Origin of the sequence: Streptomyces sp. NPDC059567, from assembly GCF_042735655.1 — a bacterium.
Taxonomy (GTDB): domain Bacteria; phylum Actinomycetota; class Actinomycetes; order Streptomycetales; family Streptomycetaceae; genus Streptomyces.
This window is the reverse complement of the sequence record NZ_JBHWBS010000007.1, coordinates 16,764-34,005: the sequence shown is the minus strand read 5'-3', so window position 1 is coordinate 34,005 and position 17,242 is coordinate 16,764. Positions and strand designations below refer to the sequence as shown.

Below are 17,242 nucleotides of genomic sequence, written 5' to 3'. Positions count from 1 at the left end.
CGTGCGGCGTCCGCAGAGGTCTGCGGCGTCAGCGGAGCCCAGGGCGGATCAGCGGTTCAGCTCCTTGCGGGAGATCTTGCGCAGTCGGCGCCGCTGGCTCGGGTCGAGGGCCAGGTAGGCGACGGCCGGTACGCCGAGCACCACCAGCAGGGACATCCAGAATCCGATGAGGGGCATCAGGAGGAGGCCGACGGCCACTCCCCCGATCACGATCTTCGTCCGTGTCGACATGTCCGACGCCTCCTTGTCACGCTGCCGAGCGCAGCGGCTCCCCGACCTCGTGCAGATGTCCGAGCGCCTGTCGGTAGGACTCGACGAAACCGGTCTCTGTGTAGGGGATACCCACCGTACGGCAGTGCGCACGCACGGCGGGCTGGGCGAGTCGAAGATGCGGCCGGGGCATGTTCGGGAAGAGGTGGTGCTCGATCTGGTAGTTCAGTCCGCCGAGGAACCAGTCGGTCAGGATCCCGCCCCGGATGTTGCGCGAGGTGAGCACCTGCCGGCGCAGATGGCCCCAGCTGTCGCCGTCCGGGTGGGCGTCGGGCATCTCCATGCCCTTGTGGTTGGGGGCGAAGGCCATGCCCAGGTGCAGTCCGAGGAGCATCTGATGGATCAGGGCGAAGACGAGGGCCTGACCGATGGTGAGGGTGGTCAGCAGCAGGGTGACGTAGCCGACGACATGGGCGAGGAGCAGGGCGCCTTCGACGAGTCGCTCGCGCCGGGTCTTGTACGGACCGTCCTTGGAGAGCAGTGCCTGGAATCCGTACACCTTGAGCGCGATGCCCTCGAGCGTGGTCAGCGGGAAGAAGAGCCAGGCCTGATGGCGGGTGAGCCAGCCGCGGAAGCCGGCTCGACCGGTGGTCTGGTGCTGGGCGAAGACGAGGATGTCGGCCGCGACGTCCGGGTCCTTGTCGAGGTGGTTGGGGTTGGCGTGGTGGCGGTTGTGCTTGTCGTTCCACCACTCCTGGCTCATGCCGAGCAGGAGGTTGGCGTGGACGAGCTGGATGATCCGGTTGCGGCGCCGGTCCCCGGAGATCTGGGAGTGCCCGGCGTCGTGTCCGACGAAGGCTACCCGGGCGGAGAGCAGCGCGAGCGGGACGGCGAGCAGCAGGGCCCACCAGGACGGACCGAGCAGGACCAGACCCGCGACGACGGCGGAGAGGCCGAGGAGGTTGACGGCGATCCCACGGGCGTACCAGCCGGACCTGCGCTCCAGCAGCCCCTGCTCCCTCACGGTGCGCAGCAACGGCGCGAACTCGCTGCCGCCGCCCCTTCTGGTGGAGCTGTTCTCGTCGGGCGCCGAAAGGCTCCGGTCGGGCGCCGTGAGCGTTGCGGTGGCCTGGGGCATGGCGGTCTCCGGTGTCCGTTGTCGGGGCCCGGGCGCTGGCCGCCCGGACTCCCTCGAACGTACGGATCGGTGATCGTCCGGAGCCATGGCGTCACCCCCCGGGATTCCGGGGGGCTTGCCCGGGGGCGGGGGTGGGGCTGGCTCCACCACGGGCGTCGGAGTCTCCGAGGCCGACGGCTGGGACGTGAGCCAGGTCACGGCGATCGCGTCCACGGGAGGGTGGTCGGTTCAGGTACCCTCGGCCGCTCGGCCCAGTAGTCAAATTTGAGGAATGCGTTGCCGTCGTCCCAGAGAATTGATGAACTCGCCCGCTGCTCCGCCGTCTTCCTGCCTTCCGATCCGCCACGCGCCGGCCGGATCGCCTTCTGGTCCCCTGACGGGGTCCCGACCGCCGACCGTCCGCCGACCGACCAGCTGCCTGCCGATCACCTGCCTGCCGTGGCCGACGCTCCGACCGTGATGGCCGACGAACTGACCGTCGTGACGGCGGTCGCCGACGACGTCCGTCCGCACACCGTTCCCGCGCTCCTCCTCCCCGTACGGGACGCCCTGCCGGTCCTCACCCGCGCCCGCTTCTCCGACGCGTCCTCGCCCGCGACCGCCTTCTGGGGTGCCGCCGCCCTGTTCGCCCTCCATCTCGGGGCCAAGGGGCTCTTCCTGCCCGGCCTCACGGCCACCGACCGGGACGCGTGGCGGGCCGGGCCCCTCGGCCCCGAGGAGCTGGCCGAGCTGCGGGCGCTCGCCGCCTCGATGCCGCCCACCGCCCATGCCGTACCGCTGTCCGGTGCCGGTCCCCTTCTCCTTCCCGAGCCCGAGCGGCTGCTGCGCTCCTTCGTGGACGCGGTCGCGGACGCGCTGCCGCGCACCCCGGCAGCGCCACTCGCCGCCGGCGGGCCCGTATTCGCGGCCGACGAACCGCGGGAGGTGCCCGAGCAGCGGGCGTGGGCGGCGGACGTGGCGGCCGGCCACGACGCCGGCGTACGTCTCTCCCTGCGCCTCGAACTGCCGGGTCTCGACGAGCGGGAGGCTCCGTCCTTCCGGGCCGTTCTGCAGATGCACAGCGTCGCCGACCCGACGCTGGTCGCGGACGCGGCGGACGTCTGGGCCGGATCGGGGCCTGCCGGCGGGGCGTTCGAACCCCGGGCCCGGATGGACGCGCTTCTCGCGCTGCGCCGTGCCGCCCGTGCCTGGGCACCGCTTGCCCCACTGCTCTCGGCCGCCGTCCCGGACGCCGTCGAGCTGGCGGACGAGGAGGTCACCGACCTGCTCGGCCCCGCGGCCCGGGCCCTCGCCGCGACGGGCGTCCAGATCCACTGGCCGCGCGACCTGGCCCACCGGCTCACGGTCCGCGCGGTGATCGGCCCGTCGGACGGCGATTCCGCCTCGACGGACGCGCCGTACCCCGGGGAGGCGTCCGACTCCGCACCCTCCCCCGCCGGCCACCGCTCCTCCGCGCTCCCCTCCTTCCTGTCCGCCGACGCGCTCCTCGCCTTCAACTGGCGTTTCGCGGTCGGTGACCAGGAGCTCACCCGTGCCGAGCTGGACCAGCTCGCCGAGGCCGGTCGCCCGGTGGTCCGGCTGCGCGACCAGTGGGTGCTGGTCGACCCGGCCGAGGTGCGCCGCGCCCGCGACTCGCACGACCGCAAGATCACGCCCGTGGACGCACTCGGCGCCGTCCTCACCGGGACGGCGGAGGCCGACGGCCGACGGTTCGAGGCGCATGCGACAGGCTGGCTGGAGCAGCTGCGCGCCCGCCTCGCCGACCCCGAGGGCGGCCCGCAGGAGGTGGCACAGCCCGCGGCGCTCGCCGCGACGCTCCGCGACTACCAGCTGCGCGGCCTCGACTGGCTGCACCGGATGACCTCCCTCTGCCTCGGCGGCTGTCTCGCCGACGACATGGGTCTGGGCAAGACGATCACGCTCATCGCGCTCCATCTGCACCGGCAGAGCGAGCCCGACGCCGCCGGTCCCACCCTCGTCGTCTGTCCGACCTCGCTCATGGGCAACTGGCAGCGGGAGATCGAGAAGTTCGCGCCCGGCACGCCCGTGCGCCGCTTCCACGGCCCGGCCCGGAGCCTGGAAGGCCTGGCCGACGGCGAGTTCGTCCTCACCACGTACGGGACCATGCGGCTGGACACCGAGCAGCTCGCCGGACGGCCGTGGGGCATGGTCGTCGCCGACGAGGCCCAGCACGTCAAGAACCCGTACTCGGCCACCGCCAAGCAGCTGCGCACCATCGGAGCCAAGGCGCGCGTCGCCCTGTCCGGCACGCCCGTCGAGAACAACCTCTCCGAGCTGTGGGCGATCCTCGACTGGACGACACCCGGCCTCCTCGGTCGGCTCGGCACTTTCCGCTCCCGCTACGCGTCGGCCGTCGAGGGCGGTGCGGATCCGGCCGCCGCCGAGCGGCTCGCCGCGCTGGTCCGCCCGTTCCTGCTGCGGCGCCGGAAGTCGGACCCGGGCATCGCACCCGAACTTCCGCCGAAGACCGAGACCGATCGGGCCGTCTCCCTGACGAAGGAACAGGCGGGGCTGTACGAGGCGGTGGTGCGGGAGACCCTCACGGCCATCGCCGATGCCGACGGCATGGAGCGCCGCGGGCTGGTGGTCAAGCTGCTGACGGGGCTCAAGCAGATCTGCAACCACCCCGCCCAGTACCTGAAGGAGGACCGGCCGCGCATCGAGGGCCGTTCCGGCAAGCTGGAGCTGCTCGACGAGCTGCTCGACACGATCCTCGCCGAGGACGCGAGCGTCCTGGTCTTCACCCAGTACGTACGGATGGCGCGGCTGCTCGAACAACATCTGGCGGCACGGGGGGTACGGACGCAGTTCCTGCACGGCGGCACACCCGTCGCCGAGCGCGAGGCGATGGTCGCGCGCTTCCAGGACGGTGAAGTCCCCGTCTTCCTGCTGTCGTTGAAGGCGGCGGGCACGGGGCTCAACCTGACCCGGGCCGGGCATGTCGTGCACTACGACCGCTGGTGGAATCCGGCCGTGGAGGCCCAGGCCACCGACCGCGCGTACCGCATCGGACAGACCCAGCCGGTGCAGGTCCACCGGCTGATCGCCGAGGGGACGATCGAGGACCGGATCGCGGACATGCTGCTGCGCAAGCGGGCGCTGGCCGACTCCGTGCTGGGCTCGGGCGAGGCGGCGCTGACCGAACTGACGGATGCCGAGCTGGCGGATCTGGTCCAGCTGCGAGGGGACGGACGATGAGCGGGTACACACATGACGACGAGCGGACCTTCGCGGCGCTGCCGCCGGCCCGCGGTTCCGGTTTCGCCCGCACATGGTGGGGCCGGGCGTGGTTGAAGGCGCTGGAGGACACGGCGCTCGACGGCCGGCAGCTGAAGGAGGGGCGCAAGCGCGCCCGTGAGGGCGCGGTGGGCGCGGTGTCGGTACGGCCGGGGCGGATCACGGCGGTCGTACGGGACCGCGACGGCTCCTCGTACCGCGGCGATGTGCTGCTGCGGGAGCTGTCGGCGGACGAGTGGGACCGGCTGCTCGACCTCGCGGTGGAGAGCGCGGGGCACATCGCGGCCCTGCTCGACCACGAGATGCCGCCGCACCTCGTGGAGGACGCGACGGCGGCCGGGCTCGAACTGCTGCCGGGCATCGGCGATCTGGACCCGGAATGCGGCTGCGAGGCGTGGGACCACTGCCCGCATACGGCGGCCCTCTGCTACCAGGTGGCGCGGCTGCTCGACGAAGATCCGTTCGTGCTGCTGTTGATGCGGGGGCGGGGGGAGCGGGCGCTCCTGGACGAACTGCAGGAGCGCAGCACCGCGCGGGCGGCTCCGGGCGCCCCGGACCCGGCCGCGGACGAGGCAGGGGCCGAGAACGGCGGCGTATCGGCCGTGGAGGCGTTCGCCGCGCGCGACATCCTGCCGCCGCTGCCGGCGCCGCCGGTGCTCCCTTCGGCGCCGGGCATGCCACCGTCTCTGGACACAGAGACGGACCCGGCGCCCGGTCTCGACCCGTCGGCGCTGGAGTTCCTGGCGGCGGACGCGGCCGGTCGGGCGCACCGGCTGCTTGCCGAGGCGCTCGCCCCGGGTCATGAGCGGTCCGCGGCGGAGGCGTCCCTGACGGTCGGACAGGACGCGGTACGGCTGGCGGCCACCGGGTCCGTGCCGTCGGGGATCGCGTCCCGTCTCGCCGCCGGGTCGGGACGACGGCGGGCTGAGCTGGACCTGGCCACGCGCGCGTGGCATTACGGGGGCGCCGCCGCCCTGTCCGTACTGGAGGAGGAGTGGACGCCTGACGCCGAGGCGCTGGCACGGGCGAGGACACTGCTCGCGGAGGCGTGGGCGGATGCCGACCGGCCGGTGCTGAGGCCGGCGGGTGCGGCCCGCTGGACGGTGGTCGGTGCGGAGGCGCAGCTGCGGCTCGGCGAGGACGGCCGCTGGTGGCCCTATCGCAAGGAGCGCGGGCACTGGGTCCCTGCCGGTCCGGCGGACCAGGATCCGGCCGCCGCGCTCGCTGTTGTGGTGGCGGGCGAGGGCTGAGGCTCCACTGTCACTGTCACTGGAGTGGCGCGGTGAGTTTGCGAACCGTGCCGCCCGTGGCGGAGTTCGGGGTGTGCGCGGCCAGGCTGCAGGCCACGGTGTCGGAGCCGAGGAGGTAGCTGCTGCGGTACGGGTACTGGACGAAGGTGGTCCAGCGCGTGCCGTACGGCTGCTCCGCGGCTTCGCGGCGCAGCGGCTCGCGGCAGAGGGCCGCGGCCCCCTCGCGTACGTCCCGGTCGGTGCCGTGATCGCCGGTCAGCCGGAGCACGACGACGAGTTGGGCGTCGTGCGGCTGCTCGCAGCCGCGCCGCACGACGGTGCCCGGCGCTTCCCGATCGATGTCGAAGCACTCCCCCGGCGCGAGCCGCTCGTACGGCACGGGCGAGGTCGCTCCGGACGGGCTGGTGCTGGGCCAGGGGCGGGGCGTCGCGGCGCCGCCCTGGGGTGCGAGTTCACGGCTCGCGGCCTGGGCGGTCGCGGACCGCAGATCCCCCCGCTCCCCCGGGTCCGCCGAGAACCGGCCCGCGCCCCCGCCGCCGTGACAGCTCACGACCACGAGACCCGCCACCAGGAGAAGGACGGGCACGAGGAGGTGCCGCAACGGCGACAGCAGGTCGACGGAGAGCCGGGACATGGTGACCAGGATCACTCACGAACCGTCAGCTTCCTTTGGCTGAAGGCAAGTTGCAGCACACCGCGGACAGAACGGTGACAAAGTCCGTTCACCCACGGGTCGCGCGACACCCCGTCCTCGTGCTAAAGGCCGAGCTGGCGCTCCGCCCCTTCGACGGTCTGCGCGAGGAGCACGGCGATGGTCATCGGGCCCACGCCACCGGGTACGGGCGTGATGAGCGAGGCCCGCTCGGCGGCCGTCTCGAAGTCGACGTCGCCGATGTTGCCGGGGTTGTAGCCCGCGTCGATCACGACCGCGCCGGGCTTGATGTCCTCGCCCTTGATGAAGCGGGGCTTGCCCACGGCGGCGACGAGGATGTCGGCCTCACGGACGATCGAGGAGAGCTCGGCGGTGCGCGAGTGGCAGTACGTGACGGTGGCGTCGCGGCCGAGCAGCAGCAGGCCGGCCGGCTTGCCGAGGATCGCGGAGCGGCCCACGACGACGGCCCGCTTGCCGCTGAGCTCGACGTCGTAGGCGTCGAGCAGGCGCATGATGCCGCCGGGCGTGCAGGAGACGAAGCCCGGGAGGCCGAAGCCCATGGCGGCGAAGGAGGCCATGGTGACACCGTCGACGTCCTTCTCCGGCGCGATCGCCTCGAAGGCGGCACGCTCGTCGATGTGCGGCCCGACCGGGTGCTGGAGCAGGATGCCGTGGACCTCGGGGTCCTCGGAGAGCGGGGTGATCGCGGCGACGAGTTCCTCGGTGGTCGTCGAGGCGGGCAGCTCGACGTGCTTGGAGCGGATTCCGGCCTTCGCGCAGCGGTTCTGCTTCATCTTCACGTACGTGACGGAGGCCGGGTCCTCGCCGACGAGGACCGTGGCGAGACACGGCGTGACGCCGGTGCGGCGGGTGATCTCGGCGGCGCGGGCGGCGGTCTCCTCGACCGTGCGGCGGGCGAGCGCGGTGCCGTCCATGAGGGAGGCGGTGCTGGTGGACATGGGCCACTCCTGGGCGTCGTCGATGACAGGTGATCGCCCAGGCGCACGGCAGCGACGGATCCGCGCGGGTGCGCGGGGTCCGGCGGGGCCGCTCCCCGGTGGTGATCCACCTCAAGCGCCAGTCACGGCCCGAGCCCCACTCTACGTGAGGACCCGGCGGCGGTGTCAGGACAGGGTGCATATGCCGCGGTGTCCGGACGCTTGTGGGCGGCTCGCGCGCGCACGACGATGACCACGAAGGGAACGGTGGACCTCGACGTGGAGGCCGAGTTGAGCGATGCGTGGGTGGCGTCGGAGCCGGACGCCGGTGCGCTGCGGCGGGCGCACGAGGCGTTCAACAGCGGTGGCAGGGTGCAGCTTCCTCCGGTACGGCCGCTGGTCGCCGACTCCTGGCGGCGCTCGGCGCGGGCGCGGGTGAGCCCGGACGGCGCGGCCTGTGTGGAGCTGGCCGACGAGGAGCTCGCCGGACACCGTGAGGAGCATCCGCTGTCCGCCGCGATGCCGGTGATCCGTGAGTTGATGGGCGCGTACGCGACGGACGGGGAGCATCTGCTCGCGGTCTGCGACGCGGCCGGACGGATGCTGTGGGTGGAGGGCCATCCCGGGACGCTGCGTCGGGCCCGCGCGATGAACTTCGTCGCCGGGGCCCGCTGGTCGGAGTCGGTGGCGGGGACGAACGCACCGGGGACCGCGATCGCCGTGGACCGGCCGGTGCAGGTCTTCAGCGCCGAGCACTTCCGGCGGCCCGTGCAGGCGTGGACCTGCGCCGCCGCTCCCGTACACGATCCACGGACCGGGCGGCTGCTCGGCGCGGTCGACATCACGGGCGGGGACCGGCTCGCCCATCCGCACAGCCTCGCCTTCGTGCAGGCCGTGGCGCGGGCGGCCGAGTCCCAGCTCGCCCTCCTCGCTCCCGCACCGGCCGCGGACCGGGTGCGGCTGACCGCCCTGGGCCGGGACGAAGCCCTGCTGAGCGTGGACGGCCGCCGACAGCGGCTGAGCCGGCGGCACAGCGAGATCCTGGTCGTCCTCGCGCACCGCCCCGAGGGGGTGAGCGGCGACGAACTCCTGACGCTCCTGTACGAGGACGAGTCGGTCACCCCGGTCACGCTGCGGGCGGAGCTGTCCCGGCTGCGCGGGCTGCTCGGCGCGGAGCTGTTGCGCTCCCGTCCGTACCGGCTCGACGCGGTGGTGGACGCGGACTTCGGCACGGTCGACCGGCGGCTCGGCTCGGGCGCGGTGTCGGCGGCGCTCGGCGAATACGCGGGGCCGCTGCTGCCTTCGTCGCGCGCTCCCGGGGTCGTACGGCTGCGCGAGCGGCTCGCGGACCGGCTGCGGGCGGCGCTGGTGGACCGGGGCGATCCGGGTCTGCTCGCGGACTGGACGTACAGCACGTGGGGCGAGGACGACGTCGAGATGTGGCGCGCGCTGTCCGAGGTCGTCCCCGATTCCGGACTGGCGCCCGTGCTGGCCCGGTTGCGGGCACTGGACGCGGAACTGTCGGCGGGCGCAACGGTGTTGCAACGTCGGGCGGCGCACTCTCGGCGGTGAGCGCCGGTCAGGGACGGCCGGCGCGGTCCGAGGGAGGCCATGTCCATGACCCGTTACGCCGCACCCGGTACCGAGGGCGCGATCATGTCGTACGAAGCCCGCTACGACCACTGGATCGGCGGTGAGTACGTCGCCCCGGCCCGGGGGCAGTACTTCGAGAACCCGAGCCCGGTCGACGGCCGTCCTTTCACCGAGGTCGCCCGCGGCACGGCCGAGGACGTGGAGCGCGCCCTGGACGCGGCGCACGCGGCGGCCCCGGCCTGGGGACGCACGGCGCCGACCGAGCGGTCGAACGTCCTCCTGCGGATCGCCGACAGGATGGAGGCGAACCTGGAGCGACTGGCGGTCGCGGAGAGCTGGGAGAACGGCAAGCCGGTCCGCGAGACCCTGGCCGCCGACATCCCGCTGGCGATCGACCACTTCCGCTACTTCGCGGGCGCGCTGCGCGGCCAGGAGGGCGCGCTGAGCGAGATCGACGACGACACCGTCGCGTACCACTTCCACGAGCCGCTGGGCGTGGTCGCTCAGATCATCCCGTGGAACTTCCCGATCCTGATGGCGGTCTGGAAACTGGCGCCGGCGCTGGCGGCGGGCAACGCGGTGGTCCTGAAGCCCGCCGAACAGACCCCGGCCTCCGTGCACTTCTGGATGAGCCTGATCGCCGACCTGCTGCCGCCGGGCGTGGTGAACATCGTCAACGGTTTCGGCGCGGAGGCGGGCAAGCCGCTCGCGTCCTCGTCGCGCGTCGCGAAGATCGCCTTCACGGGCGAGACGACGACGGGCCGGCTGATCATGCAGTACGCCTCCGAGAACATCAAGCCGGTCACGCTGGAGCTGGGCGGCAAGTCGCCGAACATCTTCTTCGACGACGTATGGGCGGCGGACGACGACTTCCGCGACAAGGCGCTCGAGGGCTTCACGATGTTCGCGCTGAACCAGGGCGAGGTCTGCACGTGCCCGTCAAGGGCCCTGATCCAGCGGGGCCATTACAGCGAGTTCCTGGAGGCGGCGATCTCCCGCACGGAGGAGATCCTCCCGGGCCACCCGCTGGACACGGACACGATGATCGGCGCCCAGGCGTCCAACGACCAGCTCCAGAAGATCCTTTCGTATCTCGACATCGGCCAGCAGGAGGGCGCGAAGATCCTGACGGGCGGCCAGCGGATCGAGTACGACGGCGAGCTGGCGGGCGGCTGCTACGTCCAGCCGACGATCTTCGAGGGCGACAACCGCATGCGGATCTTCCAGGAGGAGATCTTCGGCCCGGTCGTCGCGGTCACCTCCTTCACCGACTTCGACGACGCGATCCGCACGGCGAACGACACCCTCTACGGCCTGGGCGCGGGCGTCTGGACCCGCGACGGCAACACGGCCTACCGCGCGGGCCGCGCGATCCAGGCGGGCCGAGTCTGGACGAACTGCTACCACGCCTACCCGGCACACGCGGCCTTCGGCGGCTACAAGCAGTCGGGCATCGGCCGCGAGACCCACAAGATGATGCTGGACCACTACCAGCAGACGAAGAACCTATTAGTAAGCTACTCACCCAAGAAGATCGGCTTCTTCTAAAAGGTTGAGCACGCGTCTGACCTGCACAAAAAGGCCGGTCAGGCACCGTTCCCTGGTCTCGAGATGGCTACCGAAGTCGGGTGATTGCAGAGTTCGCTTGCCTCCGATATCCCACTTCATAGCGAAGATCCGGGCCGTGCACGGGCCAGTCCGATCGCCGCTCCACTGTGCATGCCAGCAGACGCTGAGCACTTTCTGGCCTGTGCAAATGCCCCGTCGGAATCACCGAGGTCCATGCGCATGCCCTGCCGGAGGCCAAACTCCAGCTGATCCGGGACCTCCAGGCCGAAGGCCACACGGTCGCCATGGTGGGCGACGGAACCAACGACGCCCCCGCCCTCGCGCTGGCCGACGTCGGCATCGCCTTGGGCGAGCACTCCTCGCACGTGGCACTGGAGACCGCCGACATTGCCCTGGCCGGCAACGACTTGCGCCACGTCCCCGCCGTCGTCGAACTCAGCGGCCACACCCTGCGCGTCGTACGCCAGAACTACGGCCTCGCCATCGGAGTCAACCTGCTCGGGCTGGTCGCCGGAGCCGGCGGATCCATGAACCCCGTCCCGGCCGACGAGCAGCATCGCGGTCGTCGGCAATTCTGCCCGGCTCGTCAACCACACTCCTCACCTACCGCGCACAAGCAACGAGATGCTCAGGCGCGCACCACTGGAGGAACGCCGCGTGCGATGGCGCGGCTTCCCAGCGCCGCCGCCCAGCAGATCCACGACGACATCGCCTCCGGCCGCCTCCACGCGTACGACGGCTGGACCACCGTGGCGGTCGGTACCTACTGAGACGGCAGGAGCGTCCACTTCCACGGCGAGGACGGACTTCCACAGCCAGTGCTCGATCGCCGCCCGCCTCGGACCGGCCCCCCTCACCGACATCGAACGCGCCGCCGCCGAACTCCTCACCAAACCTCCCTCCCAGCCACCCACGTTCACGCCGGCCGAGAACGCTGCGCCCAACGAACCGAGGCCGGAGACGGTGCCCGTGTACGCCGCCGACCCCGGCGACCACGAAGCCCTCTTGACCGGCTTCTTCACCAAGCATGAGCGCCTTACTCGACAGCCTCGCCGAGACCGGCTGGCAGTTGACCGTCAACGCCCGAGCAGTGGAGTGGATCGCGCCCACCGAGGAGCTGGCCGCAATCCCTTCAACGCCTTCGCCGCGACGAAGCCGACCGCCACACGCGACACCTGGACCATCTGGGGTGGCAACCATCCCGAACAGCCCTTCTGGTCCATACGGCTCTCAGCGCACGTCCCCGCTGCCCTGCTCCAGGACGTCGCCTTCGAACTCGCCCACGGCTACGGCCGCAGGCAGCACCAGGCCAGCCACGCCACTAGGGGGCTTCGATCGCACCCTCAGCCGGCCGCATGCTGATCGCCGCCTATGTTCCGTCCGATGACGATTGATTGCAAGAAATCAGACGATGGCCTGGCACCCAACGAGTTCGTACGGCCCGTACGCATGCTCCACCCGCTTCGTCGTCCACAGCCTCCTTGAGGTTTCCACCGTCGCCGATACCGCCAGCAGAGCGCTCAGTCGACCCGGCGGCCCGTCCCAGCGGACGACCGAAAGGAACTCCCAGGTGCCGTCGAGACCCGAGTCCGAGCGATTCGGCGTCTGTAGCACCCAGTCCGCGCCGAGTTCGCCCCACAGCCCCACCACTGCCGCGCGGCTGCGCCGCGCCGTGACCGTGCGCCCGATCCGGCCCACTCCCACCTGCGCGAGCGAACCGAGACTCAGCTGCGGTTCCAGGGCGACATCGGTCGCTACCTCGTCATGCGTCTCTTCGCGTGTGGGGTGGATGCTGTGCACACGCGGCGGTCCGCTCCCGTCGCCACCGTCGAGCCGTACGGAGAAGACGATCTCGCGGACCCTGCCGTCGGCCGGCCGGCGCAGCGAGAAGGGGAACCGCAGGAGCCGGAAAGAGACGCCCGCGTCCAGTTGGGCCCTGACGAGCGGATCCACCGACGGGTGGTCACGCAGCCCGTCGAGGGAAATGCAGTCGAAGACCGAACGGGGCAGCTCGACATGTGGTCTGCCAGCGGCATCAGGCAGCGCGACCGGCCCCCGTACACCGCCTCCTTCGTCAGAAGGTTCCAACCAGCGGTGGACGGCGTCCGGCCGCCACTCGGGGAAGGCGGTCTGTGCGTCGGCCTCGTCCAAGGGCATTGCTTGTCACACTCCCACGACTACGAACGGTCCCCAGTAGTAGGGGTGTGCGGTATCCGGTTCGGCACGCAGCTCAAGCGCGGCGTCCCGCATGGCCCCGGGCACATCGGCGTTCCGCTTCACCCGGGAGTAGTAGCCGTTCATCAGTGAGCGAGTCACCGCGGAGTCAACCTTCCACTGGCTCGCAACGACCTGCCTGGCACCGGCCACCAGGAAAGCCCGAACGAGCCCCTCGCCCTCATCGGTCGGTCCTAATTCACGGCGGTTGGAGTCGCACCCGCTGAGCACCACGACCGCCCCATTGAGCCTTACCCGTGAGATCACCGTGCGTGCGGAGAGCACTTCGAACCCTCCTTGTGTGCCGTCGGACAAGAGCAGGCCGGAACCAAGTGGGTCCTCCGGATCGAAGAACCCGTGTGCCGCGATGTGCAAGGCCGTGAGTGTCGGCCCCAGTTCGGCGATGCGGTCGATCCTCGCGTCCGGTCCGGTGGCGATACGGTCCGTTCCCGCGCCCAGCAGTGCCGTGGCCTCGTGCGCCTCTCGGAGGAACTCGTCGTTCCCCGCGGCCGGGTCAGCACCGGAGTGGGCGAGCACGAGGGCGGACCCGTCTTCGGGACGGCGGTTGTCGAGGCGTCGCCCCAGGACCAGACCCGGCAAGTAACGCACAGGGGCGATCTCGGTCAGCGATCGGCCGTCCAGCCCCGCCACGGGAAGCACGTGCAGCGGCAGATCGTGGAGCAGGCCGTGCGGTACGAGGACGGTGGCCGCCGCCTCGGCGATGCGCGGGCACCAGGCCCGTGGCACCAGAGCGTCGGTGAGCTTCGCCCACGCCGGGGAAAGTGGCTGGTCGGGGCTGCTGGGGCGGCGCCAGACGTCAGCTCTGGCCAGCGCGCAGTAGGACTCGAGGTCCGCCCAGGACAGGGGAGACTTCTCGGCCAGCACCTGTCCGTCGTCGAAGAGGGCGAAGGTGATGCAGGCATGGGGCATCGAGAACCAGGACAGCAGCACCGTGCCGGGTTCGAGACTGCCCCTCAGCTCGAGGAGCTCGTCCAGGGTCGGCGCGGCACCCGTACGCAGCAGAGCCAACCGAGGTGAAAAGACGGCGAGTTCGCGGTGTACGTGTGCCAGGGTCTGCTCCGCCACAATGGCGTCCACGCTGTCTGCCTGGGTGGCCCGCTCCCTCAGCACGGCGAGCCGGGATCGCGCCTCGTCCTCTCGACGGACGAGGGCTACGGGGACGAAGTCGGGCAGTGGGCCCGTGCCGCCGATTTCCGCGAGGAACCCGCGCCCTCGGCCCCGCTCGGCGGCGATCAGCGCGTCTGCGAAGCGACGCTCGGCGAAGCGGTCCTCCACCAATTGCGCACAGGCCCAGAACGTCTGTTGGAACTCCTTGCGGCGGTCCTCCACCCCACCGGTTCGTACGAGTTCATCGGACGCGTCCATCGCGGCCTGGCAGGCGGCGGTGCGTTCGGCCCGGAACCGCGCGCGACGCCCCAGAGTCGGATCTGCCGCTTCGAGGGCTCTCAGGGTCTCGTACATGCCGCGGGCGGCCGACCGGACGTGCGTAGCGGGGAACCGGTTGTCCGAGCGCCCGAGCACTTCCCTGAAGACGGACCGGGCCTCCTCCAGGAGCCCGTCCCCCGGCGGGCTCAGCCTGCTCAGTTCCAGCAGTGCCATCCCGAGATCTACGCTGGCCCCGCCGAAGGTCTGGAACCGGAGCATGGATCGGGAGATCTCCCGTAGCCGCGACAGCGCTTGCCGCGCCCGTTCGAGATTGTGCCGCCGATCGCCCTCGGCCCGTTGCAGATATTGCTTTCCGAGGCCGACGAGGGCCAGCATCTCGGACTCTTCGTCGCCGCTCGCTACCGCGTGCTCGGCCAGTCTTCGCTCCGCTGCGAACGGTTCGTCGGGATGGTCCTCGGCGCCCTTCAAACTCCAGCTGGCGATGGCGCTCTTGGTGCCCAGTGGTCCGTCCATGCCAGATGGAGCGGCGGCGCAGGCCGCCTCCGGCCCCACCAGCCGACACTGCCGTAGCACTTCCAGATGGGTCTGCAGGCGAGCGCGCTGGATCGGGTTCGGTCCGAGGGCCGCCTGTTCCAGTACCCGCGACACCTCGTCGCCGAGGAGCCAGGCAGGGTGCGCCTGTACGAGAGCCAGGCTCTCCCGCCAGGTTCCCACCTGCACGAACCGGCTGATCAGGTCCATGGGGCCCTCGGCCGGGAGCCGGGCGAACGCCATGTCCACGCCCTCGTCCCGGCATGCCGCGACGAGCCGCAGCAGAGCTTCGGCATCCCCCGGCGCGACGTGCAACGGTCCCGGCCGCTCGGCCAGCCCCGGCAACATCCCCCTCAGCTCTTCGCTCTCCAGCGCCTTCCGGTGAGCCTCGTAGTAGCGCTTGCGCGCCAGCCAGGAATCACTCTTGAAGAATTCCTTGGCGGTGCTGATGAGCCTGTTCCGCTCGGCCTGCTTCGCGGTGAACTCTGCGATCGCCATCTGAGTGCCCTGCTCCAGCACCCGATGCACGAGACGGGCCAGCTCCTTGAGCGTCTCGCTGCCCCGCCCCTGCTGCTGCTCCCGTTCCAGCACCGGGCCGACCCGCCTCAGCACCTCCCGGGGGGCCGATTCGAGCAGCTCTCTCAGTTCCGAGACCATCACTGCCTGGCGCATCCGGTGAACCAGGATCTGCGCTTCCTCGGCGGGCGAGGCGTCCAGCCTGTGCAGCATCTCCGCCAATCGGCGTGCTCGCTCGACCACTTCCGGGGAATCGGGCACCCCTGCGCCACGGCTCAGCACCAAGGAGCGCTCCACATGGTCCAGAGCGCCCCGGAAGTCCCAACGCTCGACCAGTAAGGTGCTCATCAACTCGTGCGACCGAGCCTGACCGATGACGTCCCCAGCGGCGGCCCGAAGGTCCAAGGCGTCGCGCAACATGTCCGCTGCTTCGTCGGCGCGATTCTCGTGCATGAGGAGTTTGGCAAGATTGCTCAGGACGTTCCCCTGGACCCTGGGATTGCCGCTGGCCGATTCGAACGCTTCCCGGTAGTGCTGCTCGGCATCATCCGTGCGCCCGCTGCCTGCCAGTGCGTTGGCGAGGTTGTGCAGCGCTTCCGGGTGACGGTGGGCCGGAAGTTCGGCCAGTGCACGGGAGTGCGCGGTAATCGCCTCGTCGTAGCGGGCCAGGGAGTTCAGCGCCGCTCCCCGATTCAGCTCCAGCACACCGTGCAGCTCTCCGGAGTCGACGTTGTCGGCATGTGCGTCGGCGAGCCGGAACCGGTCGAGTGCCTCCTCGTAGCGTCCCGTTTCGATCATCACCACACCCTCGTTGAGGTGTAGTTGGAAGCGGGCCGAGGGAGAGCTTCCCGGGGACGGCGGTTCCCCCTGGTCGACGATGTCCGCCGCTTCCGCAAGCCGCTGGCCGCGGTTCAAAGCCGCGATCAAGAGCGCCCGGGCGTACACCCGCCGATCCGGGTCGCCGCCGTCGACCGCGTCCTGTCGGATCGTGCACTGCGCCAGATATGCCGTCTCGGCGCTGAGCTGGTGCGACCAGCATTCCCAGGCCAGCTGCGACAACCGGGCGGGGGTCACGTCCCCGTTCTCCCGGCGGATACGGAAGACCTCTTCCCGCAGTCGGCGTACCTCCCCCGTACTATCGGGCACCACGACACCCCCCGTTCGCCGCAATTCCTGCCTGCCGTCAGTGTGCCGCAGAGACTGGCCGCTTGCGTCCACACAGCGATACTGCCCTCGCCACTCGCACCAGTAGTCCCTCCCCCACGGCCGCACCACTATCACCCCGATGCCGCGAGCCGCCGACACTTCCTCCGCCCAGCCGATCATCCACCGGCCCGGCCGTCGATAGAGCGGGCCCATCAGCACGCGGCCGGCGCCCGCACCGAGCCGCCACCGGCGCCCCCATCAAAGGGGGCGCGGTGGGGGAACACCAGGGCGAGACGCCGATCTACTTCACCAGCCTCGACGACATGGTCCGCAACCTCAAGGCCGCCGAGGCCGCAGGCCGGCTGACGAACGGGCGGGCATGCGGGGGCGTCTACGTCCGCGTCAGGTCGCGGACGAGGCGGGTCAGCCGGTCGGACGGGGCAACCTTCAACTCCGCCTGGAGCAGGCGCCGGTAGTCGTGGTAGCGCTTGACGGCACAGGCAGGGTTGCCCTCGGCCAGATGTACCTCGACGGCGATGCGGTGGGGGGTCTCACGGTACGGGTCGATGGAGGCGGCGACGAGAGAGGTCTGCAGCGCCGACAGGTGGCGGCCTTCAGACTGGAAGCGCTGGGCGAGTGCTTCCAGGGCGTAGAGCCGTAGCTGGTCCCAGCGTTCGCGTTCGAGGAGCAGCCATTCGTCGTCCCAGCCCGGGAGCATGACCTGGCTGAGGTCTGTGACGAGCTGGTCGGTGCCGGGGGGTGGATCGTCGCCGGACACGAGGAGGTGGGCGGCGTCCCACGCGTCGTGGAAGTCGACGGC

Annotated in this window: 13 protein-coding genes and 1 pseudogene; 7 read left to right on the top strand and 7 right to left on the bottom strand. The window is 71.0% G+C overall.

From position 1 onward, the window contains the following. Positions 1 to 48: 48 nt before the first annotated feature. On the bottom strand, positions 49 to 231 hold the full coding sequence (locus ACFVZW_RS05710; RefSeq protein WP_384517191.1) for a hypothetical protein: 183 nt from the start codon (positions 229 to 231) through the stop codon (positions 49 to 51). Between the two features lie 16 nt (positions 232 to 247). Next, on the bottom strand, positions 248 to 1,348 hold the full coding sequence (locus ACFVZW_RS05705) for a fatty acid desaturase family protein (protein ID WP_384517188.1): 1,101 nt from the start codon (positions 1,346 to 1,348) through the stop codon (positions 248 to 250). Positions 1,349 to 1,624: 276 nt separating this feature from the next. Between ACFVZW_RS05705 and ACFVZW_RS05700 the strand changes: the two genes are divergently transcribed. Next, positions 1,625 to 4,567, top strand: a complete 2,943-nt coding sequence (locus tag ACFVZW_RS05700) for an SNF2-related protein (RefSeq protein WP_384517185.1) — start codon at positions 1,625 to 1,627, stop codon at positions 4,565 to 4,567. After that, positions 4,564 to 5,856 carry an SWF or SNF family helicase gene (locus ACFVZW_RS05695; RefSeq protein ID WP_384517183.1) on the top strand — a complete coding sequence of 431 codons (1,293 nt, stop codon included), beginning with the start codon at positions 4,564 to 4,566 and terminating at the stop codon, positions 5,854 to 5,856. Before ACFVZW_RS05700 ends, ACFVZW_RS05695 begins: the two co-directional genes overlap by 4 nt. A gap of 16 nt (positions 5,857 to 5,872) precedes the next feature. Here the strand turns inward: ACFVZW_RS05695 and ACFVZW_RS05690 are convergent, their stop codons facing one another. Then, positions 5,873 to 6,505 (bottom strand): hypothetical protein, encoded by a 633-nt coding sequence (locus ACFVZW_RS05690; protein ID WP_384517180.1) that lies wholly within the window; start codon positions 6,503 to 6,505, stop codon positions 5,873 to 5,875. 107 nt (positions 6,506 to 6,612) lie between these two features. Beyond that, complete coding sequence (locus ACFVZW_RS05685) at positions 6,613 to 7,467, bottom strand: bifunctional 5,10-methylenetetrahydrofolate dehydrogenase/5,10-methenyltetrahydrofolate cyclohydrolase (protein ID WP_384517177.1); 855 nt, start codon at positions 7,465 to 7,467, stop codon at positions 6,613 to 6,615. 270 nt (positions 7,468 to 7,737) lie between these two features. Between ACFVZW_RS05685 and ACFVZW_RS05680 the strand changes: the two genes are divergently transcribed. The 4 genes from ACFVZW_RS05680 (at position 7,738) to ACFVZW_RS05665 (ending at position 11,970) form a co-directional block, all read left to right on the top strand. After that, entirely contained in the window at positions 7,738 to 9,018 is a 1,281-nt protein-coding gene (locus ACFVZW_RS05680) for a GAF domain-containing protein (RefSeq protein WP_384517448.1), read from the top strand. Positions 9,019 to 9,063: 45 nt separating this feature from the next. Continuing rightward, positions 9,064 to 10,587 carry an aldehyde dehydrogenase family protein gene (locus ACFVZW_RS05675; protein WP_384517174.1) on the top strand — a complete coding sequence of 508 codons (1,524 nt, stop codon included), beginning with the start codon at positions 9,064 to 9,066 and terminating at the stop codon, positions 10,585 to 10,587. Positions 10,588 to 10,787: 200 nt separating this feature from the next. Continuing rightward, positions 10,788 to 11,378, top strand: coding sequence for an HAD-IC family P-type ATPase (locus ACFVZW_RS05670; RefSeq protein WP_384517445.1), 591 nt, complete (start codon positions 10,788 to 10,790; stop codon positions 11,376 to 11,378). Beyond that, positions 11,266 to 11,970 carry a DUF317 domain-containing protein gene (locus tag ACFVZW_RS05665; protein ID WP_384517171.1) on the top strand — a complete coding sequence of 235 codons (705 nt, stop codon included), beginning with the start codon at positions 11,266 to 11,268 and terminating at the stop codon, positions 11,968 to 11,970. Before ACFVZW_RS05670 ends, ACFVZW_RS05665 begins: the two co-directional genes overlap by 113 nt. 42 nt (positions 11,971 to 12,012) lie before the next feature. On the opposite strand, the gene ACFVZW_RS05660 is transcribed toward ACFVZW_RS05665, so the two are convergent. Continuing rightward, a complete protein-coding gene (locus ACFVZW_RS05660) occupies positions 12,013 to 12,765 on the bottom strand; it encodes a hypothetical protein (RefSeq protein WP_384517168.1) in 753 nt (250 codons plus the stop codon). A gap of 6 nt (positions 12,766 to 12,771) precedes the next feature. Beyond that, positions 12,772 to 16,350 carry a CHAT domain-containing protein gene (locus tag ACFVZW_RS05655; protein WP_384517165.1) on the bottom strand — a complete coding sequence of 1,193 codons (3,579 nt, stop codon included), beginning with the start codon at positions 16,348 to 16,350 and terminating at the stop codon, positions 12,772 to 12,774. Between the two features lie 371 nt (positions 16,351 to 16,721). On the opposite strand from ACFVZW_RS05655, the pseudogene ACFVZW_RS05650 reads away from it, so the two are divergent. Further along, positions 16,722 to 16,823, top strand: a pseudogene (locus tag ACFVZW_RS05650) (AAA family ATPase); the annotation flags it as partial. Here ACFVZW_RS05650 and ACFVZW_RS05645 read toward each other — a convergent pair. After that, positions 16,814 to 17,140, bottom strand: a complete 327-nt coding sequence (locus ACFVZW_RS05645) for a BTAD domain-containing putative transcriptional regulator (RefSeq protein WP_384517442.1) — start codon at positions 17,138 to 17,140, stop codon at positions 16,814 to 16,816. The pseudogene ACFVZW_RS05650 and the gene ACFVZW_RS05645 sit on opposite strands and share 10 nt — an antisense overlap. Positions 17,141 to 17,242: the final 102 nt, after the last annotated feature.